This window comes from Pseudomonas sp. So3.2b (genome assembly GCF_019464415.1).
GTDB lineage: Bacteria > Pseudomonadota > Gammaproteobacteria > Pseudomonadales > Pseudomonadaceae > Aquipseudomonas > Aquipseudomonas shahriarae.
In genome coordinates, this window is sequence record NZ_CP080494.1 from 3,139,377 (window position 1) to 3,164,050 (window position 24,674).

Consider the following 24,674-nt stretch of genomic DNA (forward strand, 5'->3'; position numbering starts at 1 on the left):
GAATCCTCATGAGGGACGATAAACAGGCAGACTTCGCCTATCAGGCGGTGTACCGCTACATGATCAACCTGATCAATGAAGTGGGCACCGAGGGGCGGGTCAAGCTGCCGTCCTTGCGACACCTGGCAGAGCGGTTGAATGTGTCGATTTCCACCATTCAGTACGCCTACTCGCTCCTGGAAAAGGAGGGCAGGGTGTACTCGGTAGCCAAGTCCGGCTACTACGCCTTGCCCATTGCCGGTAGCACTGCGTGCTGTACCACGGGGGATTTGCTGGAGCGCTTGTATGTAGGGGCACGCAGGCCAGGGATGTTGGTACTCAGTGCCGATGAGCCGGCACAGCTGTTGTCCCTGGACGCGCCGCTGCTGCAACTGGAGCGTGAACTGGTGCGCCAGTATCCGCGCCAGTTGCAACCCTATTCCCAGCCGTGTGGTATCTGGGAACTGCGTGCGGCACTGGCGGCGCGCTATACCCGTTCGCCCACACGTTGCTGGCAGGCGGATGACGTGTACATCGGCGCGGACCTGCGAGGTGTCCTGGCCATTCTGATCGAAGTGCTGGCGCTCAAAGGGGCGGCGGTGTTGGTGGAGTCGCCATGTGACTGGCTTATCCTGCGCCTGTTGCAAGATGCCGGAGTGCGTGTGATCGAGTGGCCATGCAACGAGCAGGGCAGGCTCGATCCTGCGTATCTGGAGCAGCAACTGCGGACCGAGGGGGTGCAACTGGCGCTGCTGTCCTCGACTCCAGGCCTTGCCACGGGCAACGCCTTGAGTGTGGCGGATCAGGCGCAGGTGGCCAGGTTACTGGAGCAATATGACTGCTGGCTGCTGGAAAACGACACCCATGGCGGGCTGGCGTTTGAGGCGTGCACCCGCTACCTGCGGGACCTGGTGAACCCCGAGCGGCTGATGGTGTTTTCCAGTTTCGAGAAAGCCATGGGCCCGGAGGCGCCCTATGGTTATCTACTCTCGCGGCACCTGAGCACGCCCTTGCAGCGTCAGTTCCTGTTGCGTGCGTTTCGTTTATCGTCCATTCGCCAGCGTGCGATTGCCCGGCTTTACCACAGTGGCCGCTTTGACCAGCACCTGGATGATTTGCGCATGGTGCTCAAGGAGCACGCTGCAGCGATGCAGGCACGCCTGGCCCAGCATCTGGGCGAGCGCGTGACGTACCGGACGCCGCAGGCTGGCGCCACCTTCTGGTTGCGTTCGACCGAGGCCGTGGATATGCGCCGGGTGTTCCAGAACATGCTGGCGCGCCAGGTGGTGATCGCCCCGGGCGAGTTGTTCAGCGTGACTGGCCTGTACCAGCAGCACTTTCGCTTGAGCCATGTGGTCAGCACTCATCACAGCCTGGACCTGGTGCTGGAGGAGTTGGCCCAGGCCCTCAGGCAGGGGCAGCACGGATGAATTGGTTTTGTGGGAAATATCACTGATTGTTGTGGGATAGATACCGTCGCGTGGCGGTCGAACACCCAGTAAACTGCATTCCTTTTCCGAATCCTTCTTTTCAGAGGTTTTTGCATGACTCTCAGTCCTTTTGCGGGCAAACCGGCGCCAGCTCAATTGCTGGTGGACATCCCGCGACTGGTGACGGCCTATTACACCGGCCAGCCCGATGCAGCGATCTCCACTCAGCGCGTGGCTTTCGGTACGTCCGGGCACCGTGGCAGTTCTTTTGACTTGAGCTTCAACGAATGGCACGTACTGGCCATCAGCCAGGCCATTTGCCTGTACCGCGAGGCGCAAGGTATCAATGGCCCGCTGTTTGTCGGCCTCGACACCCACGCGCTGTCCACGCCGGCCGGCGCCAGCGCCCTGGAAGTGCTGGCCGCCAACGGTGTGCATGTGATGCTTGCCGAAGGCGATGAATACACGCCGACCCCGGCGATTTCCCACGCCATCCTCTGCTACAACCGTGGCCGCACCAGCGGGCTGGCCGACGGCATTGTCATCACGCCCTCCCATAACCCGCCCCAGAGCGGCGGCTACAAGTACAACCCGCCCAACGGCGGCCCGGCCGATACCCACGTCACCAAATGGATCGAGGCCAAGGCCAACGAACTGCTGGCGGCCAAGCTGGCCGGGGTCAAGCGCATCATCCACGCGCAGGCGCTGAAAGCCGACACCACCCATCGCCATGACTACCTCAACACCTATGTGGCCGATCTGGTGAATGTCATCGACATGGACGCCATCCGCAGCGCCGATCTGCGCCTGGGCGTGGACCCGCTGGGTGGAGCAGGGGTGCGCTACTGGTCGGCCATCGCCGAGCATTACCGTCTGAACCTGGACGTGGTGAATACCGAAGTCGACCCGACCTTCCGTTTCATGAGCGTGGATTGGGATGGCCAGATCCGCATGGACCCGTCCTCCAGCTACGCGATGCAAGGCCTGATCGGCCTTAAAGAACGCTTCGATGTAGCGTTTGCCTGCGACCCCGACCACGACCGCCACGGCATCGTCACTCCGTCGGGCGGGCTGTTGGCGCCGAACAACTACCTGGCGGTGTCGATCGACTACCTGTTCCAGAACCGTCCCCAATGGCGGGCGGATGCTGCCGTGGGTAAAACCGTGGTCAGCAGCGGTTTGATCGACCGCGTGGCCGCACGCATCGGCCGCCGCCTGTACGAAGTGCCGGTAGGCTTCAAATGGTTTGCCGACGGCCTGTTCGACGGTTCCCTGGGCTTTGGCGGCGAAGAAAGCGCGGGCGCTTCGTTCCTGCGCAAGGACGGCAGCGTGTGGAGTACTGACAAGGACGGTCTGATCCCGGCCTTGCTGGCCGCAGAAATGACCTCGCGCAAAGGCCAGGACCCCAGCCAGATCTACCGTGGCCTGACCGACGCCCTGGGCGAGCCGTTCGCCATTCGGGTGGATGCCAAGGCCACGCCGGCGCAGAAGGCGCTGCTGGGCAAACTGGCACCGGAGCAGGTCACGTCCACGCAATTGGCCGGGGAGAGCATCCAGCAGATCCTCAGCCATGCGCCGGGGAATGACCAGGCGATTGGCGGGCTGAAAGTCATGACCGAAAACGGCTGGTTTGCCGCACGGCCGTCGGGCACAGAGGATATCTACAAGATCTACGCCGAGAGCTTTGTTGGCGAAGATCACCTCAAGCGCCTGGTGGAAGAGGCTCAGGTGTTGGTGGATGGCGCCATCACCCCGAACTGACACACAGTTGTAAAAAATGTGGGAGCGGGTGTGCTCGCGATGGCGGTGGATCAGTCAATACATGTGTGACTGACCCATCGTCATCGCGGGCAAGCCCGCTCCCACATTGGTTTTTGAGTCTGGCTCGAGATCAGGCCAGGTCCACCAGCACCACTTCGCTGTCTTCGACCGCCGTCACCCGCAACACCCGCTCATCCTGCACCGCAATGCCGTCACGCGCCTGCGCTCGCAGACCATTGACCTCGATCACCCCGGTCGCCGGCACCAGGTACGCCCGGCGGCCTGCATCCAGGTGATACTCGGCACTTTCCCCAGCCTTCAGATTGGCCGCCACCAGGCGTGCGTCGGCACGGATCCGCAGGCTTTCATGGTCACCGTGCTTGCCGCTGGCCAAGGTCACGAACCCTTCGCGCTCACCCTTGGGAAAAGGTTTGGCGCCCCAGGAAGGGGGCAAGCCCGCTTCATTGGGAATGATCCAGATCTGGAAAATCTTGGTCGCCGTGGCTTCAAGGTTGTATTCGCTATGGGCGATCCCGGTACCGGCGCTCATCACCTGCACGTCGCCCGCCTCGGTACGGCCCTTGTTGCCCAGGTTGTCAGCGTGGCTGATGGCACCTTCACGCACATAGGTGATGATTTCCATGTCCCGGTGCGGATGCTGCGGAAAGCCGGTGCCCGGCGCGATGATGTCGTCGTTCCACACCCGCAGGTTGCCCCAGTGCATACGTTGCGGGTCATGGTACTCGGCGAACGAGAAGTGGTGATGAGCATCCAGCCAACCGTGATTGGCGCCGCCCAGGGAGGTAAAAGGTCGAAGTTCAAGCATGATCGTCTCCTGTTGATGGGCCTATCATCCGCCAGGGCATCATCGACAAAAAGCGTAAAAAATGCCTAATTCTCATCAGATTATTCGATTGTTTTTCCAGTCCCAGAACTAGACCCCAGCTTCAGTTAATCGCCTAACTGCATGAAGCCAAAGCAATTGGCTGGAACTGTCGGGGGATTCCGGCGACCATAGGGCCTCTGTTCGCTCAAGCCCCCGCAGGAGTCCGCGTGCCGCAACACACCCCCGATCTGCCTCCCGAACTGCGCCCCCTGGCGCAAATGCCGCTGTTCAAACGCCTGGCTGCGCGGCTGTTTGGCCACGGGTTGACGCGCCTGCGGGCCCAGCATCGTTTTTCGTGGTTGCACGGCCAGGCCGATGGCTTTCGCAGCGGGCATGAGGCCGGCGTGGAGTACGGCTATCAGGAAGGCCGGCGCGATGGCATCGAAGAGGGGCGTCAGGTTCTGTTGATTCGCGACTTCCGTAGCGATGAGCACCGCGCCCCGGGCGTGGACGACAGCCTGTTCGACGATTGGCGCCTGCCACTGACCGCCGAATTGAAAAAACGCATCAAAGCCGATGTGGCGCGCCTGCTGCCGGCCCATGCGCAGCCCAGCACGGCGCAGTGGAAGATGATCTTCAGTGATACCCCTTCAACTTCGGTGATTGCCGGGGCCGGGGCTGGCAAATCTACCTCGCTGGTCCTGCGGATCCTGCTGTTGACCCATTACCTGGGCTTTGAGCTGAGCGCCATGACCGTGGTGACCTTCACCCGCGAGTCACGCCAGGACTTTATCCGCAAGCTCATGGAGATTCTCCACCTGTGGGGCCAACCCCTTGCTTTGAAAGAAGCCCAGGCGGTAGTGCGCACCTTTCACTCGCGCATCCTGCCTATGGTTCGTAGCCTTCCGGGCTTTGAGCGGTTGCAGGCCTTCGAAAACCTGCGCAGCGGCCTCTACGATGACGAGGCCGACAGCAACCCCTTCGACCTGCGCATCAACGATGCCCAGCGCCAGCAGCTCAATGCCTGCTACCACGGCCTCTACGGCCGGCATGCACGTTTTCGCGAGTTGATTGCACGGATGGCCCGCCATGCCTTGCAGCTCAAGGAGCTGGAGCGCGACCACCCGGATGTGCAAAAACGCGTGGCCGTCACCGAGTTGGCGGCCAAGCGCGATGAAGAATTGTGCGATGTGATCGAGGATCTGTGGTTCCGGGCCGGCGCATGGCCGATCAAGGGCATCGAGCCGAACCGCCAGCGTGTTGAAATCAATGGTGCGTCGTTCCATTGCCATGGCTACAGCGCCGAGCTGGATGCCTGGGTAGTGCTGGGTTTCGACGCCAGGGAAAACCCACAGATCGCCCGCTCTGGGGCTAAGCTGTCGGTGCGGGCTGAATGGGCGGTCAAGCGCACCCTGTTTCAAGCATTCTGCCGCAAGCCATTGATTTGGTTGGATAATTACGAATCATCCAGGCGCCTGTTGAGCAGCCTGGCGGGGGATGCCAGCTCCGGCCCCGGGTTTGATTACAAGGTCAAGGGTGAGTTGGCTTCAGCGCCATTGCTGGACTGTTTCGTGAGCGCCGCCGGCTTTATCGAGAACCTCGGCCTGGACGTGCCCACGGCGGTGGGCCAGATGAGCTTTGCCAAGGATGACCCGGACCGCGGCTTCTTCGAGGCCCTGAGTATTTTCTGGAAGGCCCTGGAAGATCATCTGCTGGACCAGTCGCCGCCGATCATGACCTACAACCGCATGTTTTCGCTGTTTGGCGAGAACACGCCAGAAAACCTCAAGCTGCTCGGCGACGGGCTGTTGCGCCCGCTGTCGCACTTGATGATCGACGAATTCCAGGATGTCTCGCCACAGATCGTATCGTGGATCCGCGCCAGCCTGCGCGAGATCCGCAGCCGTGGGCCGGCGCTGCATGTGGGGCGCGCGGCCCAGCATTCTTCGCTGCTCTGTGTCGGTGATGACTGGCAGTCGATCTATGGCTGGCGCGGCAGTTCGCCCAAGTACTTCATGGAGTTCAACAAGGAGTTTCCGTCGCCGACCACCACGCGGGTGATGCTCGGGGAGAACTTCCGCAGTCATCAGCACATCATTGATGCGGCCGAACATATCGTTAAAGCCGCACCGGCAATCAGCGGCAAGAAGGCCAAGGCCAGCGGCGCAGCCAGGGCGCTGGTGCCGGTACAGGTGCTGGATCGTGACGAGGCGGGCCTGGCGCAGCAGTTGCTGGCGCACTATCAACGGGGCGAATCGGTATTGATGTTGTATCGAAAAAGCAGCGATAAGCTATTGATTCAGGAGCATATTCAGTCTGTAGTTAACCTTGATTCTAGCTTGCCGCCGGGCATGCGCCGCTTTAAGCAACTGACCTACCACAGCGCCAAGGGGCTACAGGCGGATGCTGTGTTTTTGCTCGGCGACTGCCAGCACCTGACCCGTTCGCCCTACAAGAACCAGGTGTACCGCATGGCCGGCCTTGGCAAGGACGGGGATGCCGAGCCTTACGACAATGCGCAAAAAGACGAAGTGCTGCGCCTGGCCTATGTCGGGATTACCCGGGCGGTGAGCCATTGCTATTGGTATGTCGAAGGGCAGGATGGCCAGGTGGGGCATGCGCCCAGGGCGTCGGATCGGGTGGCGGGGGGCAAGGCGTTCTTTGATGATCGCCGCGCCATTAAAGCGCAATAAATCAAATGTGGGAGCTGTCTCGCCGGGCGGGACAGCTCCCACACCCTTCAGGCCTGCAGCAACTTTGGCCGCACAAACGATTCCAGCTCAGCCTCGATCGCTTCGATAATCCGCTCCACATCCGTGGCATTCATCACCGTGGCGCAGGGAATGCCAGCGATGGCAATCAGGGTTTCACCACTCTCTCGGTCAAACAGGCGCGCAATCAGGCTGCCGGGTGCGTCCATGCTGCCTTCAAAACCGACCGGATGAAAATGCCAGCGCATCAACTGACATGCGTTGGGGAACGTCACTTTGTTCATGTGGCCCACCTTGTTCATTGAGCACTTCCTTTAGCTCGCGGCAAGGGTGTCAGAACCATCAATGGTGCTGACTGTGAAGCTTAAAAAATAGCACTCACTTGCAGTGAGCAGCGGAGTTTTTTCTATCCGTTCGGCAGTTGCTTGCAAGAAGTTTGACGTGGGTCATGTCTTACAAATACTTAGGCAAAAGGCCACCACTTAAAACTGTCACGTTGCCATTGAAGCCCTTGGTAAAGTTGTGCAAGCTCCAGGCTTTAGCCGTTTTCGAGCGTTGTATGCCACAGACCGTCCCGGCCGATAGCCCGCAACAGACGCAAGCGACTGCCGAGGTGGTGTTGCGCCATCATCTTTGCTGGAAACACCGGGACCTGGACGGGGTGATGGCGCACTATCACCCGGATATCCAGTACCACGACTTCTTCCAGAACCGCGTGGTGTGCTTCGACCAGTTGCGTGAGTACCTGCAAGCCAGCATGCCCCGCGACCCCGACGAAGGCATTGAACACACCGACCGCATTCGCACCGACGGCGATACCGCCTTTATCCAGTATCGCGTGACCTTGCGTGGCGGCCAGGGCCTGGTGTCGTTTCGCACCAGTGAGGCGATCACCGTGCGTGACGGGCTGATCTGGTGCGTCAACGAATACGCGTCCCTGGTGCACGAGCCCGCCACCAGCCGCTCCCAGTCCCAGGCTACGCGGCCGACCGTCAGCCGCCTGGGCCTGTCGCCCCAGCAACTGAGTTACCTGGCCAACGATCTGCAGCAGTACTTCCAGCGCCAGCAACCCTATCTCGACCCGGAACTGGACCTGCAGCGGGTGGCCAAGGAATGTGGTTACAGCCGCAACCAGATTTCCTACCTGCTCAACCAGGTGCTGGGGCAGAGCTTCTACCGCTACGTCAACCAGGCCCGCCTGCAGCATTTACTGGCGGCGCTGGACGGCGCCACGCCGCCGATCCGTATCGACGAGTTGGCGTTTGCCGCCGGTTTCAATTCCTTGTCGGCGTTTTACAGCTGTTTCCGCCAGCACACTGGCTTGTCGCCCAAGGCCTACGTCAAACAAATTTCCCTGCGTGCACGCGCGCAAGACGACGACTGAAGCCAGGCACTAGGATCACGCCATCGACGTTTGGTGGTGGAGTTCGGCATGCCGGCATGGCGCAAGATCAGTTTATGGATGGACCAGCTGCAAGAGCCGCTGGAGGCGCGTGCGTCCCTCGGGCAGGACCTGGATGTCGATGTGGCCATTATTGGCGCCGGCTACACCGGGTTGTGGACCGCCTATTACCTCAAGCGCCACGCGCCGCAAATCAAGGTGGTGATCATCGAGGCGCAGACCGCCGGTTTTGGTGCTTCCGGGCGCAACGGTGGCTGGCTGATGGGCAATCTGCTGGGCGAAGATCGCTTGCTGGCAGGGCTGCCCGCCGAGCAGCGCCGGGCCTCGTTTGACCTGCTGCACGGCATCCCCGATGAAGTCGGGCAGGTGTTGCAGCGCGAAGGTATCGACTGCGACTACCGCAAAGGCGGGGCGTTGCACTGCGCCGCCCGTTACCCGGAGCAGGAAGCCAGCCTGCGCGAATACCTGGCCAAGCTGCATGGCCAGGGCCTGACCGACGACGACTATCGCTGGCTCAGCCCCGAACAACTGGCCGGGCAGATCCGCATCGCCTCGGCCTATGGTGCGGTCTACACCCCCCACGTCGCGACGATCCACCCGGCCAAGCTGGTGCGCGGGTTGGCGCGGGTGGTCGAGGCCATGGGCGTGGCGATCTACGAGAACAGCCCGGTCACCCACTGGCAGTCCGGCAGCCTGCGCACCGAGCAGGCCCAGGTCCGCGCCTCGTGGGTGGTGCCGGCGGTGGAGGGCTATGCGCCGACGCTCAAGCCCCTGGGTCGCTATCAACTGCCGGTGCAGAGCCTGATCGTCGCCACCGAACCCCTGCCGGCCAGTACCTGGGAGGAAATCGGCCTGAATCAAGGCCAGGCCTTCGGTGAAAGCAGCCGCCAGGTCACCTACGGCCAGCGCACCGCCGATAACCGTCTGGTATTCGGGGCGCGCGGTGGCTATCAGTTTGCCGGCAAGCTGCGCCACAACTTCGACCTCACCGACAGCGAAGTGGAACTGCGCCGCTACCTGTTCTGCGAGCTGTTCCCGCAACTCAAGCATGTGCGGGTCACCCACTCCTGGGGCGGCAACCTCGGCATGTCGCGGCGTTTCCGGCCGCACATGCTGTGCGACCAACAGAGTGGCATCGCCTTGTCCGGCGGGTATGGCGGGGAGGGCGTGGGCGCCAGCAACCTGGGTGGCCGGACCCTGGCCGACCTGATCCTGGGGCGCGACACGCCGTTGGTCCAGCAGCCATGGGTGTTGCGCGACGGCGGCCTGAGTGCCCTCCGGGGCTGGGAGCCGGAGCCGTGCCGCTGGTTGGGCTACAACGCCATCATTCGCAGTTTTGTCCATGAGGACCAGACCCTGGCCGACCCGAACACCGCGCCCTGGCGGCGCAAGCTGGCCAGTGGGATTGCCGGTTTCATGGAAGGTTTCATGCACTAAGTCGCTTCAATCACCACAGGTATGACCATGAGCATTACCCAATTCAAAGACACCCTTAACCGCCACTTGCCGGACTCAAACCCGGTCGCCGTGCCCCTGGGCACCCCGGTTGCCGTGGCCTCCACCCTCAGCGTAGAGCGCAACGACGGCGTCGAAACCGGTATCTGGGAATGCACCCCCGGCCGCTGGCGGCGCCAGATCGTGGCCCAGGAGTTCTGCCACTTTATCCAGGGTCGCTGCACCTTCACCCCCGATGACGGCGAAACCCTGCATATCGAAGCCGGCGATGCACTGATGTTGCCGGCCAACAGCACGGGCATCTGGGATATCCAGGAGACCGTGCGCAAGACCTATATGTTGATCCTCTAATCTTTTGATCCTTGATCGCCTGCCATAAAAACAGCCCTATAACCGCCAGGAAATCGAACCATGAGACCCATTGCCCTGTTGCCCTTGATGTTGGTGGCGTCCCTGACCCAGGCCGCCGAGACGGTGAAAATCTACAACTGGTCGAGCTACATCGCGCCGGACACCACCAAGAACTTCCAGAAGGAAACCGGGATCGGTTTCAGCTACGACGTGTACGACAGCAACGAGACCCTGGACGGCAAGTTGATGACCGGTAACTCGGGCTACGACGTGGTGTTCCCGTCCAACCACTTCATGGCCCGGCAGATCCAGGGCGGGGCCCTGAAAAAGCTCGACAAGAGCCAACTGCCGAACTGGAAAAACCTCAACCCGGTGCTGCTCAAGGCCCTGCAAACCAACGACCCGGGCAATGAACACGGCTTCCCGTACCTGTGGGGCAGCACCGGCATCGGCTACAACATCGACAAGGTCAAGGCAGTGCTGGGCGACGACGCGCCGGTCAACTCCTGGGACTTGATCTTCAAGCCCGAATACATGGAAAAACTCAGTAAATGCGGGGTGGCGATCCTCGACAACGGCCCGGAACTGCTGCCCATTGCCCTGAATTACCTGGGCTTGCCGCACCACAGCAAGAACCCCGAAGACTATAAAAAGGCCGAGGCGCTGCTGATCAAAGTGCGGCCGTACATTGCCTACTTCCACTCCTCGAAATACACCGGTGACCTGGCCAATGGCGACATCTGCGTGGCAGTGGGTTTTTCGGGTGACGTGCTGCAGGCCGAAAGCCGCGCCAAGGAAGCCAAGAATGGCGTGAAGATCGGCTACAACATCCCCAAGGAAGGCGCCGCAATCTGGTTCGACATGGTCGCCATGCCCGCCGATGCCCCGGATGAGAAGGCCGGCTATGCCTTTATGAACTACCTGCTGCGCCCGGACGTGATGGCCGACATCACCAACTTCGTGCACTACGCCAACGGCAACAGCGCCGCCGACAGCCTGGTAGACCCGGTGATCAAGAGCGACACCAAGGTGTACCCGAGCGAGGAAATGATGGGCAAGCTCTTCGCCCTCGAAGCCATGCCGATGAAGATCGACCGTGTTCGCACGCGGATCTGGAACACTATCCGTACCGGGCGCTAAGGCAGCACGCTTACCCTGGTGGGGGGTGGAGTGTCAGGTTAGATAAATGTGACTGACACACCGCCATCGCGGGCAAGCCCGCTCCCACAGGGGGAACTCGGCGAGCAGAAAATTGTGGCTACACCACAAGTCAAATGTGGGAGCTGGCTGGCCTGCGATGGCGGTAGGCCAGTCGACACATCCTTACTTGATCCACCACGCCCGCGTGCCTGCCCTATGGGTTATCCAGGTCATGCCCCAACGACTGGATAAACAACGAAAACAACTCCGGCTGCGACGAGATATCCAGCTTGGCGTACAGGTGCCGGCGATGCACCTTGACCGTGTCCGGCGAGATGCTCAGGCGTTCGGCCATGGCCTTGGATGAGAACCCGCGCAATACCAGGCGGGCGATTTCCAGTTCGCGCTCGGACAACACCCCACTGCCAAAATGGCTCAACGCATCGCGAATCTGGCTGGCCATGGCCTCGCCAGCCGGTGCGCGCCGGGTGCTCTGCTGCCAGTGCTGCTGCATCAGTGGCAGCACCCACGCCGCCAGCAGGGTCAGCAGCCCGGTTTCAGGCGCGGTAAATACCCGCTGCATCCCCAGGGACAACGACAAGGTGCCCACCCCCGGCAGTTGCAGGATGAACTGCACCTCATCCTCCAGCACATTGTCGTGAAAGTAATTGAGGAAGTACTCGCTCTGGCGGAAATGGTCCGGCGCCACCTCTTCCAGGCGATACACGCCGCTGGCATAGCCTTCGCGGCAGGCCTGGAAGAACGGGTCGAGCAAGTACAAACCATTGAGGTACACCAGCATCGACGCCGGCTTGCTGGTGGGCTGCGCGTCGTACTCCTCCAGCGCCTGGGGCGGGCCATCCAGCGGGTAGAAGATTGCCAGGGCATTATCGAACGCCAGGTTCTGGTGCAGCAGCAACACCAGTTGCTTCCAGAAACGCTCGGTGCCAATTTGCGACACCGTCCGACCCAGCCCCGCATGCATGCCGATTTCCCTGAACAGGCTCATGTGATGGGTTCCGATGGCTGAAAGATCGGCCAAGGGTTCGGCTTTTGCACGAGCCCGTCAAGGGGAGTACTCCAATAGGGGAATTGGCGGGTGCCGGCGCAGCGCCTAGATTCCCTGACATTCAGCGGGAAACATATCCCGCACACGCATTCCCTTTTCGTTCCTGCCTCAACCAGCTTTCCAATAAAAAGAATAACCACGAGGATAACGACATGAGCGCAACCCCCGCACCCGACGGCGTGCTGAAACCTACCTTGAGTGTGTTCGATGTGGTGGCCATTACTGTTTCGGCGGTAACCCCGGCCAGTTCCGTATTTGTTATTGCACCGTTCGCGATCCAGCAAGCGGGCAGCGGGGTGTTCCTGGCATTTGTGATGGCTGGGCTACTGGCGCTGATGTTCGCCTTTTGCTACGCGGAACTGGGGCGTGCCCATAACAGTGCCGGTGGCGAATACGTGTACGCCAAGCGCGTGTTTGGCGGCATGGCCGGCTACGCGACGTTCCTCACGGTACTGGTGATGCTGCTGTTTATCCCGCCGGTCCTGGCCACCGGCGCCGCGACCTACCTCAATAACGCCCTGGGCACGAAGTTCGATTCACAAACCGTGGCCCTGGTGATTGTGGTGTGCAGTTACGCCCTGGGCATTCTCAATATCAAGCTCAACGCCTGGATCACCGGCACTTGCCTGCTGTTGGAAGTGGCGGCGTTGCTGGTGATTGTGTTTATCGGCTTTGGCAACCCGGTACAGCCCGCCAGTGTGCTGTTCCAACCGCAGATCGTCGAAAACGGCGTGCTGCACCTGGCGCCCTGGGCCCTGGTGATCGGCGCGGTGGGCATCGGCCTGTTCTCGTTCAACGGCTACGGCCCGGCGGTGTTGCTGGCCGAAGACATGAAGTGCGGCGGCAAGGGCGTGCACAAGGCGGTGCTGTGGTCCCTGGGCCTGGTGGTGGTGATCGAGTTGGTGCCAATCACCGCGCTGTTGATCGGCGCGCCCTCCCTGAGCGAGATGATCAGCAGCCCGGACCCCATCGGCTACCTGCTGACCAGCCATGGTAATGAAACCCTGTCACGCCTGGTCAGCGCCGGGATCTTCCTCTCGGTGTTCAACGCCATCGTAGCCATCGTGATCCAGATCGGCCGGGTGGTGTTCAGCAGCGGCCGCGATGCGCTGTGGACGCCGACCATCAATAAACTCTTCACGCGCATCCACCCGCGCTGGGATTCGCCATGGCTGGCCACGCTGTTTCTGGCGATCCCATCGGCACTGCTCAGCTTCAGCTCCAACCTGGCAGACCTGACGTCCTTCAGCGTGTTGTTGATCATGCTGGTGTACCTGATCGTCGCCCTGAGCGCGCTGATGAGCCGGGTGCTGTTGCGCGACCGCGAGCACCCGTACCGCATGCCCCTGTGGCCGGTGCCGGCACTGCTGGCCGTGGCGGGCGCGGGTTATCTGTTGTTTACCTTGTTTAGCGCGGCGTCCATGCGCGACATCATGATTATCATCGGCCTGCTGGCCTTGTCGGTGATCCTGTACTGCATCAGCGGCCGGTCGAGTCCGGCGTTTCAGAAACTGTAAGGAGTGGTTATGCGCGCACGTCAATTGGGCATCACGTTGGGGCTGGGTACGCCCGGCGAATTGAATGCGATTACCGACGTCCCCGGGATTCGGGTCGGCCACAGCACGCTCAAGGAGCAGATCGACGGCAAACAGGTGCGCACCGGGGTCACACTGATCCAGCCACGGGCCGGTGCAGCCCGGCTGCAGCCGTGTTTTGCCGGGTACCACGTGCTCAATGGCAACGGCGACGCCACCGGCCTTGAGTGGATCGGCGAAGCCGGGCTGCTGACCACGCCCCTGGCGATCACCAACACCCACAGTATCGGCATTGTGCGCGACACCCTGATTGCCCTGGAGCGCGACAGCCTGGCGGACCCGGCGGTGTACTGGTGCATGCCGGTGGTGATGGAAACCTACGACGGCCTGCTCAACGATATCTGGGGCCAGCATATCGGCCCCGAGCATGTGCTGCAGGCCATGGCCAACGCAGAATCCGGCCCGGTACAGGAGGGTGCCGTGGGCGGTGGCACCGGGATGATCTGCCATGAATTCAAGGGCGGTATCGGCAGCGCCTCGCGCAAGCTGGCAGCAGAGCAGGGCGGCTGGACTGTCGGCGTGCTGGTACAGGCCAACCACGGCAAGCGCCAGGAGCTGCGGGTGGATGGCTACCCGGTGGGGCGGCACCTGATGGAAATCGCCTCGCCATTTGCCGAGCGTGGTACGCCGGGCATGGGCTCCATCGTGGTGATTATCGCCACCGATGCGCCGCTGCTGCCGCACCAGTGCCAGCGCCTGGCGCAACGCGCCTCCATCGGCATTGCCCGCACCGGCGGTGGCACCGAGGATTCCAGTGGTGATCTGTTCCTCGCGTTTGCCACCGGCAACCACGACCTCCCGCCGGCGGATTACGGGCGCAAGGACCTGCCCCTGAGCACAACGCTGAGCATGGTCAATAACGATCATATTTCGCCCTTGTTCAGCGCCGCGGCCGAAGCGGTGGAAGAGGCGATCATCAACGCGATCCTCGCCGGGGAGGACATGACCACCGCCGATGGCGTGCTGGTACCGGGGCTGGAGGGGCAGACGCTGCGGGAGGCCCTGCGCCAAACGGGGTGGCGTGGCTAGTCGTGACCTCGCTATCGCCGGCTTGCCGGTGATAGCGGCCGCAAGCTGTCGATAATTAAACAGTGGCTATTTAATATTTACCAATGACACGGTGGCACTTTAAAAGTGCACCCCACTCAATATATTGGATCCACTTAGCACTAAAGTGTGACGTGTCTGGCATTTAACTATTTAGCACTATTTAATATTTAAATAGCCCGCTTGCTGCCATCCAGCCCAAAACAAAGAATATAAACACTTAATTCCCAATGTTTGCAGTCGTTATTCCGTCCACGCACTTTTTCAACAAAAAAAATAGTGGACGTGTGATTTCGAATTGTGTCAGTTTCTTTTCGCCTTCATAAGAGGCGAGTGATAGGACGATCTCGCCCGAGAGCGTCGCTATCGGACAAAAACTGTTCCACTTGCAAACAAGGAAGTACGTTTATGTCGAAAGTAAAAGACAAAGCTATTGTCTCGGCAGCTCAAGCAAGTAGTGCCTATTCACAAGTCGATAGCTTTAGCCATTTGTATGACCGTGGCGGCAATCTCACGGTCAATGGCAAACCCTCGTTCTCTGTCGACCAGGCAGCCGACCATTTGCTGCGCGAAAACGCGGCATACCGGGACGTTGACGGTAACGGCAGGATCGACTTGACCTACACCTTCCTGACCTCGGCTTCCTCGGCGACCATGAACAAGCATGGTATCTCCGGGTTCAGCCAGTTCAGCAACCTGCAAAAAGGCCAAGCCGTACTGGCCATGCAATCCTGGGCCGATGTGGCCAATGTCACCTTCACCGAGAAAGCCTCGGGCGGCGACTTCCACATGACCTTCGGCAACTACAGCGCAGGCCAGGACGGCGCCGCAGCGTTTGCCTACCTGCCTGGCACCAATGAGAAGTACCACACGAGTGGCACGGATGGCACCTCGTGGTACCTGATCAACAACAGCTACACCGCCAACATCAACCCTGGCCTGAACAACTACGGGCGTCAGACCCTGACCCACGAGATCGGCCATACCCTGGGCCTGGATCACCCTGGCGACTACAACGCCGGGACCGGCAACCCGTCTTACAAAGACGCGGACTACGGCCAGGACACCCGTGGCTACAGCGTCATGAGCTACTGGGGCGAAAACAACACCAACCAAAACTTCACCAAAGGCGGGGTCGAGGCCTATGCGTCCGGCCCGCTGATCGACGATATTGCGGCGATCCAGAAGCTCTACGGTGCCAACTACAACACCCGTGCCGGTGACACCACCTACGGTTTCAACTCCAACACCGGGCGCGATCACCTCAGCGCCACGTCCAACGCCGACAAGCTGGTGTTCTCGGTATGGGACGGTGGCGGCAACGACACCCTGGACTTCTCCGGCTTTACCCAGAACCAGAAAATCAACCTCAACGCGACTTCGTTCTCCGACGTGGGTGGCCTGGTGGGTAACGTGTCGATCGCCCAGGGCGTGACCGTGGAAAACGCCTTTGGTGGCTCGGGCAACGACCTGCTGATCGGCAACGCCGTGGCCAACACCCTCAAGGGTGGCGCCGGCAATGACCTGATCTACGGCGGTGGCGGTGCCGACAAACTTTGGGGCGGCGCGGGTTCGGACACCTTTGTGTTCGGTGCCAGCTCTGACTCCAAGCCGGGTGCGGCGGATCAGATTCTTGATTTCACCTCGGGTTCGGACAAGATCGACCTGACCGGCATCACCAACGGCAGCGGCCTGCATTTCGTCAACGCCTTTACTGGCGCTATCGGTGATGCCGTGCTGACTTATGCCTCGGGTACCAACCTGGGTACCTTGGCGGTGGACTTCTCCGGGCACGGCGTGGCGGATTTCCTCGTCACCACCGTAGGCCAGGCGATGTATAGCGACATCGTGGCTTGATCAAGGCGTAACGAAGGGTGGCGCCCCGGCGCTGCTCTTCCCTTGCAACAGCCCCGTAAACGGGTAATGGTGATGACTAATTTTCGCAACGCAATCGCCTGGTTGATCCTGGCATTGCTCGTGTCGGCAGGAGCCAACGCAATGGCAAGCAGTCTTGTTTTACCCAGCACCACGCAATTGGCGGGGCACTGGCAACTGCGCCAGCAGGAGCAGGTGTGCGAGCTGGATCTGATCGCCGAACCCAACAGCCTGGCCGGTGATATTGAGTGCGCGCAACAGTGGCTGGGGCAAAAACCCCTGACTTGGCTGCCCACCCCGGATGGCATTTGGCTGATGAATACCGAGGGCACCGGTATTACCCATTTGAATCGACAGAAAGAAGGCGAATACACCGCGCGTTCTGCTTCTGGAGTAGAGCTGTTACTGCGACGCACACACTAATTAAGTATTGCGGTTATATGCTTATAACTGCCGGGTATAGAGACATTTGTTGGTCGTGACCTTTATCGACCTGTCACTTCCAACGCATTAAACACTATTGAAATAGTTGCCCGCCCCATTGTTTGGGGTGCTCGGCAGACTATTGCGCGTATTTCAGTCCAGGGAAGATCAGGCAACATGGCGAAGACCACTCCCACTGCACCACTGTTTAAAGCCCTCGGCGATTATAAAAGTATCCTGATCAGCGTCGGTTGCTTTACCGCGCTGATCAATCTGCTGATGCTGGTGCCGTCCATTTACATGCTGCAAGTGTATGACCGGGTACTGTCCTCGCAGAATGAAACCACCCTGGTGATGTTGACCCTGATGGTGGTGGGCTTCTTTGCTTTTATCGGCACCCTGGAAATCGTCCGCAGCTTTATCGTGATCCGTATCGGCAGCCAGTTGGAGCGGCGGTTCAACCTGCAGGTGTACAAGGCCGCCTTCGAACGCAACCTGCAACGGGGTGAGGGGCACGCCGGGCAATCGCTCGGGGATTTGACCCATATCCGCCAGTTCCTCACGGGGCCGGCGTTGTTTGCGTTCTTCGATGCGCCGTGGTTCCCGATCTACTTGCTGGTGATCTTCCTGTTCAACGTGTGGCTGGGCGTGCTGGCCACGGCGGGTGCGGTGCTGTTGATCGGCCTGGCGTGCCTTAACGAATACCTGACCAAAAAGCCGTTGCGCGAAGCCAGCGGCTACTCCCAGCAGTCCACCCAACTGGCCACCAGCCACTTGCACAACGCCGAGACCATCCAGGCCATGGGCATGCTGGGGGCGCTGCGCAGTCGCTGGTTCCAGGTGCATTCACAATTCCTCGGCCTGCAAAACCGGGCCAGCGACACCGGTTCGGTGATCAGTTCCTTGAGCAAATCCCTGCGCCTGCTCCTGCAATCCCTTGTGCTGGGCTTGGGCGCCTTGCTGGTGATCAAGGGTCAGATGACGGCCGGGATGATGATTGCCGGCACCATTCTGATGGGCCGGGTGCTGAGCCCGATTGACCAGTTGATCGCCGTGTGGAAGCAATGGAGTTCGGCCAAGCTGGCCTATCAACGCCTCGATGAGCTGTTGCAGGAGTTCCCGCCTGGGGCGCAGGCCATGGCGTTGCCGGCGCCCCAGGGCCAGGTGAGTTTCGAGCAGGTCAGCGCCGGGCCGCCGGGGCGGCGGGCGGCGACCTTGCATCAGGTCAGCTTCAAGCTGGCGGCCGGTGAAGTGCTGGGGGTGTTGGGCGCCTCCGGCTCCGGCAAGTCGACCCTGGCGCGGGTACTGGTGGGGGTGTGGCCAACCCTGGCCGGCACGGTGCGCCTGGACGGCGCCGATATCCATCGCTGGGACCGCGACGACCTCGGCCCCCATATCGGCTACTTGCCCCAGGACATCGAACTGTTCAGCGGCAGCATCGCCGACAACATTGCACGTTTTCGCCAGGCTGACCCCGAACGGGTGGTGCAGGCCGCCCAGCAAGCCGGGGTGCATGACCTGATCCTGCGCTTGCCCCAGGGCTACGACACGGTGTTGGGCGACGACGGCAGCGGCTTGTCCGGCGGGCAGAAACAGCGGGTGGCCCTGGCCCGCGCGCTGTATGGCGGGCCGCGCCTGATCGTGCTCGACGAACCCAACTCCAACCTCGACACCGTAGGCGAAGCCGCCCTGGCCAGCGCCATCATGCAGATGAAAGCCCAGGGCAGCAGCGTGATCCTGGTGACCCATCGCTCCTCGGCCCTGGCCCAGGCCGACAAATTGCTGGTGCTCAATGAAGGCCGCCTGCAAGCCTTTGGCCCCAGCCAGGAGGTGCTGCGGGCACTGTCCGGCCACACGGAGCCCCCCCGTGAAAAGGCCGGCGTCAGCTTGAACCGTCAATATCCTGCGGCAAGGAATCCAGGCCAATGAGTACCGATAACAGCCTGCCACTCGAGCAGACCTTTCCCGAGCGCGATGCGCGCTTTTTCTCCCGCCTGGGCTGGCTGATGACGGTGGTTGGCGCCGGGGGATTCTTCCTCTGGGCCAGCCTTGCGCCGCTGGACCAGGGGATCCCGGTGCAGGGCACGGTGGTGGTGTCCGGCAAGCGCAAGGCTGTGCAAACCCTGAGCCCCGGCGTGGTCAGCCGGATCCTGGTGCGCGAAGGCGAGGCGGTCAAACAGGGCCAGCCGTTGTTTCGCCTCGACCAGACCCAAAGCCAGGCCGATGTGCATTCCCTGCAAGCCCAGTACCGCATGGCCTGGGCCAGCGTCGCCCGTTGGCAGAGCGAGCGCGACAGCTTGCCTGCCGTGGCCTTTCCCGCTGAACTGAGTGCCAACCCCGATCCTGCGCTAGCCCTGGTACTTGAAGGCCAGCGCCAACTGTTCAGCAGCCGGCGCGATGCCTTTGCCCGCGAGCAGTCCGGGATCCGCGCCAGTATCGAAGGCGCCAGCGCCCAACTCAACGGCATGCGCCGCGCCCGCACGGACCTCAGCGCCCAGGCGCAATCGCTGCGTGATCAACTGGCCAACCTGCAACCTTTGGCAGACAACGGCTATATCCCGCGCAACCGCCTGCTGGAGTACCAGCGCCAACTGTCCCAGGTGCAACAGGACCTGGCGCAGAACAGCGGCGAAAGCGGGCGCCTGGAGCAGGGCATCCTCGAATCGCGCCTCAAGTTGCAACAGCACAGCGAGGAGTACCAGAAGGAAGTCCGCAGCCAGTTGGCCGACGCGCAACTGCGCAGCCTGACCCTGGAGCAGCAACTGACCTCCGCCGGCTTTGACCTGCAACACAGTGAAATCAACGCGCCGGCCGATGGCATTGCGGTCAACCTCGGCGTGCACACCATCGGTGCGGTGGTGCGGGCCGGGGAAACCCTGCTGGAAATCGTGCCCCAGGGCACGCGCCTGGAAGTCGAAGGGCGCCTGCCGGTGAACCTGGTGGACAAGGTCGGCACCGATCTGCCGGTGGATATCCTGTTCACCGCCTTCAACCAGAGCCGCACGCCCCGGGTGCCGGGGGAGGTGAGCCTGATCTCCGCCGACCAGTTGCTCGACGAAAAAACCGGTGTGCCGTATTACGTGCTGCGCACCACGGTCAGCGATGACGCCCTGGAAAAACTCCAGGGCCTGGTGATCAAGCCGGGCATGCCCGCCGAGATGTTCGTGCGCACCGGCGAGCGCTCGCTGCTCAACTACCTGTTCAAGCCGCTGCTCGACCGTGCCGGCTCTGCGTTGACCGAGGAATGAGCATGAAGCCTGTGTTCATCGCCTTGTTTCTCGCCTGCACCGGCGCCCAGGCAGCCATGGGCCCGTTCGATGTGTATGAACAGGCCCTGCGTAACGATCCAGCCTTCCTCGGCGCAATCAAGGAGCGTGACGCCGGCCTGGAAAACCGCACCATCGGCCGCGCCGGCCTGTTGCCCCGGCTGTCGTACAACTACAACAAGGGCCGCAACAACTCCCAGGCCAACCTGCCCGATGGCCGTGGCGGCCACTATCACGACGACCGCAACTACAACAGTTTCGGTTCGACCTTCACCCTGCAACAGCCGCTGTTCGACTACGAAGCCTATGCCAATTACCGCAAGGGCGTGGCCCAGGCGCTGTTTGCCGATGAGAGCTTTCGCGACAAGAGCCAGGCGCTGTTGGTGCGGGTGCTGACCTATTACACCCAGGCCCTGTTCGCCCAGGACCAGATCGACATCGCCCGGGCCAAAAAGAAGGCCTACGAGCAACAGTTCCAGCAGAACCAGCACCTGTTCCAGCAAGGCGAGGGCACCCGCACCGACATTCTGGAGGCCGAGTCCCGTTATGAACTGGCGACGGCCGAAGAGATCCAGGCGCTCGACGAGCAGGACGCGTCACTGCGCGAACTGGGGGCTTTGCTTGGCGTACAGAGTGTCGACATTGCCGACCTGGCGCCACTGAACCAGGACTTCGCCGCCTTGACCCTGGCCCCTGCCAACTACGACAGCTGGCACGAACTGGCATTGACCAACAACCCGACCCTGGCCTCCCAGCGCCAGGCCGTGGAAGTGGCGCGCTATGAGGTGGAACGCAACCGCGCCGGGCACCTGCCACGCATCACCGCGTATGCCAGTTCGCGCCAGCAGGAGTCCGACAGTGGCAACACCTACAACCAGCGCTACGACACCAACACCATCGGCATTGAAGTCAGCGTGCCGTTGTATGCCGGGGGCGGCGTCTCGGCGTCCACCCGCCAGGCCAGTCGCTCCATGGAGCAGGCCGAGTACGAACTGGAGGGCAAGACCCGCGAAACCCTGATCGAGCTACGGCGCCAGTTCAGCGCCTGCCTGTCGGGGGTCAGCAAGCTGCGCGCCTATCAAAAGGCCCTGGCCTCGGCTGAAGCGCTGGTGGTGTCGACCAAGCAAAGCATCCTTGGCGGCGAGCGCGTCAACCTCGACGCCCTCAACGCCGAGCAGCAGCTGTACAGCACCCGTCGCGACCTGGCCCAGGCCCGTTACGACTACCTGATGGCCTGGACCAAATTGCATTACTACGCGGGCAACCTGCGCGACACCGATCTGGCCAAGGTCGACGAAGCCTTTGGCCCAGGCCCGCGCTGAATAAAAAACACAATAAAAGTGAGGACGGTCACCGTGAACGCGAAACAACGAGGCTATCACTGCGTCATGCTGTGTGGGCTGGCCAGCCTGGGCACTGCCCAGGCCGCGCCCTATGTAGAGGCCGGCAAGCTGGGCGACCCCGCCAGTTGGCGCTCGGCGGAATATCAAAGGGACTGGGGCCTGGGCCGCATGCAGGCTGATCAAGCCTATGCCGCGGGGATCAGCGGTGCCGGGGTGAAGATCGGTGCGCTGGACTCGGGTTTTGATGCCAGCCACCCGGAAGCCTCCCCGCAGCGTTTTCACCCGGTGACCGCCAGCGGCACTTACGTGGATGGCAGCCCGTTTTCCACCACCGGCGCGCTGAACCCCAACAACGACTCCCATGGCACCCACGTCACCGGCACCATGGCGGCTGCGCGGGACGGCAACGGTATGCATGGCGTGGCCTACAACGCGCAGATCTATGTGGGCAATACCAACGCCAACGACAGCTTCCTGTTTGGCCCGACGCCCGACCCCAAGTACTTCAAGGCGGTGTACAACTCCATGGTCGATTCCGGGGTACGCGTGATCAATAACAGCTGGGGCAGCCAGCCCAAGGATGTCAGCTACCAGACCCTGGGTGATCTGCACGCCGCCTACGCGCAACACTTCAACCAGGGCACCTGGCTGGACGCCGCCGCCGATGTGGCGCGCGCCGGGGTGATCAATGTGTTCAGCGCTGGCAACAGCGGTTATGCCAATGCCAGCGTGCGCTCGGCCTTGCCGTACTTTGAGCCGGCACTGGAAGGCCACTGGCTGGCGGTGTCGGGCCTGGACCAGGCCAATAACCAGAAGTACAACCAGTGCGGCATCGCCAAGTACTGGTGCATCTCCACCCCCGGCGCGAAGATCGACAGCACCATCCCAGGCGGCGGTTATGCGGTCAAGTCCGGCACCTCGATGTCGGCGCCCCATGCCACAGGCGCCTTGGCGCTGGTGATGGAGCGCTACCCGTACTTGAACAACGAACAGGCCTTGCAGGTGTTGCTGACGACGGCCACGCAACTGGACGGTTCGGTGACCGACGCGCCGAACGCCAAGGTCGGCTGGGGCGTGCCGGACCTTGGCCGGGCGATGCATGGACCGGGGCAGTTACTGGGCGCCATGGACGTCAATCTGGCGGCCGGGCAGGGCGATGTGTGGAGCAATGGCATTTCCGACAAGGCGCTGCTGCAGCGCCAGGCGGAAGACAGCGCCGAACACCTGGCATGGCAACAGACCGTGCAGGACAAGGGCTGGGAAAATGGTCCTGGCGCCGGCGCCAGCCAGCAGGAGCAGACCGACTACGCGGTGGGCATGGCCCGGGATGCGGCGGCGGCCCAGCGCATTTACCAAGGCAGCCTGATCAAGTCCGGCGCCGGTAGCCTGCTGCTCAGTGGCGACAGCACCTATCGCGGCCCGACCACGGTCAATGGCGGTGTTTTGAAGGTCGATGGTTCGTTGACCTCGGCGGTCACGGTCAACCCTGGCGCGACCCTGGGCGGTTCCGGGCGCATCGGCGCATTGCAGGCCAACAGCGGCAGTGTGATTGCGCCGGGCAATTCCATCGGCACTTTGAACGTGGCCGGGGATGTGCGCTTCGAGGCCGGTTCCACCTATGCGGTGGAGCTGTCGGACGCCAGCAGCGATCGTATCGTCGCGGGCGGCAAGGCTACCCTCAACGGCGGCACCGTGACCCTGGCCCTGGAAAACAGCCCGACCCTGCTCAGCCAGCCCCAGGCGCAAAGCCTGATCGGCCGCCAGTACAACATCTTGCAGGCGGCGGGCGGAGTGACCGGCAGTTTTGCTGCGGTATTGCCCAACTATCTGTTTCTGGGCGGCAACCTCGATTACGGCACTAACGGCGTGCAACTGGCTATCGCGCGCAATGACGCAAGCTTTGCCAGCGTCGCGGCGACCCGCAACCAGCTTGCCGTGGCTTCCGCTGCCGAGCAGTTGGGGGCCGGCAACCCCGTGTATGAAAGCGTGCTGAGTGCCGACTCCGCAGTGGTCGCGCGCCAGGCCTTCCAGCAGTTGTCTGGCGAAATCTACCCGGCGGTGGGCGCGATGCTGATCAACGACAGCCGCCATGTGCGCGAGGCCGTCGGTGAGCGCCTGCGCCATGTGCCGGCGACCGGCGAAAGCAACCTCTGGATCAAGGCCCTCGGTGCCTGGGGCAAGGCCGACAGCAGCAGCGAATACGCGGGGTACACCCGCTCTATCGGCGGAATGCTGCTGGGGGTCGATGGCCAGTGGGACGAACAGACCCGCGTCGGCGTGATGGCGGGCTACAGCGACAGCTCGCTGAACATGGGCGATGGCACGCACTCGTCGGCCGATGTCGACAGCTACCACCTGGGCACCTATGCCGGGCGTGAGCTGGGCAACTGGCGCGTGAGTGTGGGCGGCGCCTACAGCTGGCATCGCGGCGATGTGCAGCGCGACCTGCAATACGGCGACGTCAGCGCCAAGCAAAAGGCCAAGCTGGATGCACGCAGCCTGCAGGTGTTCACCGAGGCGGCCTACCGCTTGAACATGCAAGCGCTGGCCCTGGAACCGTTTGCCAACCTGGCCTATGTGCACCTGGACAGCGAAAGCTTCCATGAAAAAGGCGATGCCGCCGCCCTGCAGCGCGGCAGTGATCGCCGCGACGCGACCTTGAGCACCCTGGGCCTGCGCGCCCTTAAAACAGTGCCGCTGAATGACCGCCAGCAACTGGAACTCTCCGGCTCGCTCGGCTGGCAGCACAGCCTGACACCGGTTGAATCCGAGGAGCACCTGGCCTTTGTTGCCGGTGGCCCATCGTTTGCCGTGCAAAGCACGCCGTTGCAGCGCAACGCCGCGCTGGTGGGCTTGAAGGCCAGCCTGGCATTGAGCGAGACCACGCGGGTCAACCTCGATTACAGCGGCCAATTGGGTGCGAAGGAGAACAACCAGGGCGTGGGCCTGAGCCTCGACTGGCAGTTCTGAAGCGGCGCCAACAAAAAGAACAACAAACGCA

18 protein-coding genes are annotated in these 24,674 nt (G+C 61.9%); 15 read left to right on the forward strand and 3 right to left on the reverse strand.

Annotated features, from left to right (window positions below; genetic code table 11):
• The first annotated feature begins 2 nt into the window (after nucleotides 1-2).
• A complete protein-coding gene (locus K1X80_RS14030; protein WP_120733068.1) occupies nucleotides 3-1,409 on the forward strand; it encodes a PLP-dependent aminotransferase family protein in 1,407 nt (468 codons plus the stop codon).
• Between the two features lie 114 nt (nucleotides 1,410-1,523).
• Nucleotides 1,524-3,170 (forward strand): phosphoglucomutase (alpha-D-glucose-1,6-bisphosphate-dependent), encoded by a 1,647-nt coding sequence (pgm, locus tag K1X80_RS14035; protein WP_220172216.1) that lies wholly within the window; start codon nucleotides 1,524-1,526, stop codon nucleotides 3,168-3,170.
• Nucleotides 3,171-3,300: 130 nt separating this feature from the next.
• On the opposite strand, the gene K1X80_RS14040 is transcribed toward pgm, so the two are convergent.
• A complete protein-coding gene (locus K1X80_RS14040; protein ID WP_057959680.1) occupies nucleotides 3,301-3,996 on the reverse strand; it encodes a pirin family protein in 696 nt (231 codons plus the stop codon).
• Nucleotides 3,997-4,223: 227 nt separating this feature from the next.
• On the opposite strand from K1X80_RS14040, the gene K1X80_RS14045 reads away from it, so the two are divergent.
• Entirely contained in the window at nucleotides 4,224-6,689 is a 2,466-nt protein-coding gene (locus K1X80_RS14045; RefSeq protein WP_220172217.1) for a UvrD-helicase domain-containing protein, read from the forward strand.
• A 47-nt stretch (nucleotides 6,690-6,736) separates the two neighbouring features.
• On the opposite strand, the gene K1X80_RS14050 is transcribed toward K1X80_RS14045, so the two are convergent.
• Entirely contained in the window at nucleotides 6,737-7,009 is a 273-nt protein-coding gene (locus tag K1X80_RS14050; RefSeq protein WP_057438448.1) for a DUF1652 domain-containing protein, read from the reverse strand.
• A gap of 257 nt (nucleotides 7,010-7,266) precedes the next feature.
• On the opposite strand from K1X80_RS14050, the gene K1X80_RS14055 reads away from it, so the two are divergent.
• Genes K1X80_RS14055 through K1X80_RS14070 form a run of 4 tightly spaced genes read left to right on the forward strand, consistent with a single transcriptional unit; the run spans nucleotide 7,267 to nucleotide 11,055 of the window.
• Nucleotides 7,267-8,091: an AraC family transcriptional regulator gene (locus tag K1X80_RS14055; protein WP_186625746.1), complete on the forward strand. Its 825-nt coding sequence runs from the start codon at nucleotides 7,267-7,269 to the stop codon at nucleotides 8,089-8,091.
• 48 nt (nucleotides 8,092-8,139) lie between these two features.
• Nucleotides 8,140-9,546: an FAD-binding oxidoreductase gene (locus tag K1X80_RS14060; RefSeq protein ID WP_198792114.1), complete on the forward strand. Its 1,407-nt coding sequence runs from the start codon at nucleotides 8,140-8,142 to the stop codon at nucleotides 9,544-9,546.
• Nucleotides 9,547-9,573: 27 nt separating this feature from the next.
• Nucleotides 9,574-9,915, forward strand: a complete 342-nt coding sequence (locus K1X80_RS14065; RefSeq protein WP_220172218.1) for a cupin domain-containing protein — start codon at nucleotides 9,574-9,576, stop codon at nucleotides 9,913-9,915.
• A 60-nt stretch (nucleotides 9,916-9,975) separates the two neighbouring features.
• Nucleotides 9,976-11,055 carry a polyamine ABC transporter substrate-binding protein gene (locus tag K1X80_RS14070; RefSeq protein WP_057959677.1) on the forward strand — a complete coding sequence of 360 codons (1,080 nt, stop codon included), beginning with the start codon at nucleotides 9,976-9,978 and terminating at the stop codon, nucleotides 11,053-11,055.
• A 214-nt stretch (nucleotides 11,056-11,269) separates the two neighbouring features.
• Here the strand turns inward: K1X80_RS14070 and K1X80_RS14075 are convergent, their stop codons facing one another.
• Complete coding sequence (locus tag K1X80_RS14075) at nucleotides 11,270-12,064, reverse strand: helix-turn-helix transcriptional regulator (protein WP_057438452.1); 795 nt, start codon at nucleotides 12,062-12,064, stop codon at nucleotides 11,270-11,272.
• Nucleotides 12,065-12,276: 212 nt separating this feature from the next.
• Here K1X80_RS14075 and K1X80_RS14080 point away from each other — a divergent pair, with 212 nt between their 5' ends.
• The 8 genes from K1X80_RS14080 to K1X80_RS14115 all read left to right on the forward strand — a co-directional run bounded on the left by K1X80_RS14080 (nucleotide 12,277) and on the right by K1X80_RS14115 (nucleotide 24,643).
• Nucleotides 12,277-13,641 (forward strand): APC family permease, encoded by a 1,365-nt coding sequence (locus K1X80_RS14080; RefSeq protein ID WP_057444785.1) that lies wholly within the window; start codon nucleotides 12,277-12,279, stop codon nucleotides 13,639-13,641.
• A 9-nt stretch (nucleotides 13,642-13,650) separates the two neighbouring features.
• Nucleotides 13,651-14,748, forward strand: coding sequence for a P1 family peptidase (locus K1X80_RS14085; RefSeq protein ID WP_120733078.1), 1,098 nt, complete (start codon nucleotides 13,651-13,653; stop codon nucleotides 14,746-14,748).
• Between the two features lie 426 nt (nucleotides 14,749-15,174).
• Nucleotides 15,175-16,623, forward strand: coding sequence for a serralysin family metalloprotease (locus K1X80_RS14090; RefSeq protein ID WP_057438454.1), 1,449 nt, complete (start codon nucleotides 15,175-15,177; stop codon nucleotides 16,621-16,623).
• A gap of 72 nt (nucleotides 16,624-16,695) precedes the next feature.
• Entirely contained in the window at nucleotides 16,696-17,064 is a 369-nt protein-coding gene (locus tag K1X80_RS14095; RefSeq protein ID WP_081044256.1) for an AprI/Inh family metalloprotease inhibitor, read from the forward strand.
• A 177-nt stretch (nucleotides 17,065-17,241) separates the two neighbouring features.
• Nucleotides 17,242-18,993: a type I secretion system permease/ATPase gene (locus tag K1X80_RS14100; protein WP_057959672.1), complete on the forward strand. Its 1,752-nt coding sequence runs from the start codon at nucleotides 17,242-17,244 to the stop codon at nucleotides 18,991-18,993.
• Nucleotides 18,990-20,312, forward strand: a complete 1,323-nt coding sequence (locus K1X80_RS14105; RefSeq protein ID WP_220172219.1) for an HlyD family type I secretion periplasmic adaptor subunit — start codon at nucleotides 18,990-18,992, stop codon at nucleotides 20,310-20,312. Before K1X80_RS14100 ends, K1X80_RS14105 begins: the two co-directional genes overlap by 4 nt.
• 2 nt (nucleotides 20,313-20,314) lie before the next feature.
• Nucleotides 20,315-21,652, forward strand: coding sequence for a TolC family outer membrane protein (locus tag K1X80_RS14110; protein WP_057959670.1), 1,338 nt, complete (start codon nucleotides 20,315-20,317; stop codon nucleotides 21,650-21,652).
• A 66-nt stretch (nucleotides 21,653-21,718) separates the two neighbouring features.
• On the forward strand, nucleotides 21,719-24,643 hold the full coding sequence (locus tag K1X80_RS14115) for an autotransporter serine protease (protein WP_220172961.1): 2,925 nt from the start codon (nucleotides 21,719-21,721) through the stop codon (nucleotides 24,641-24,643).
• Nucleotides 24,644-24,674 lie beyond the last annotated feature (31 nt).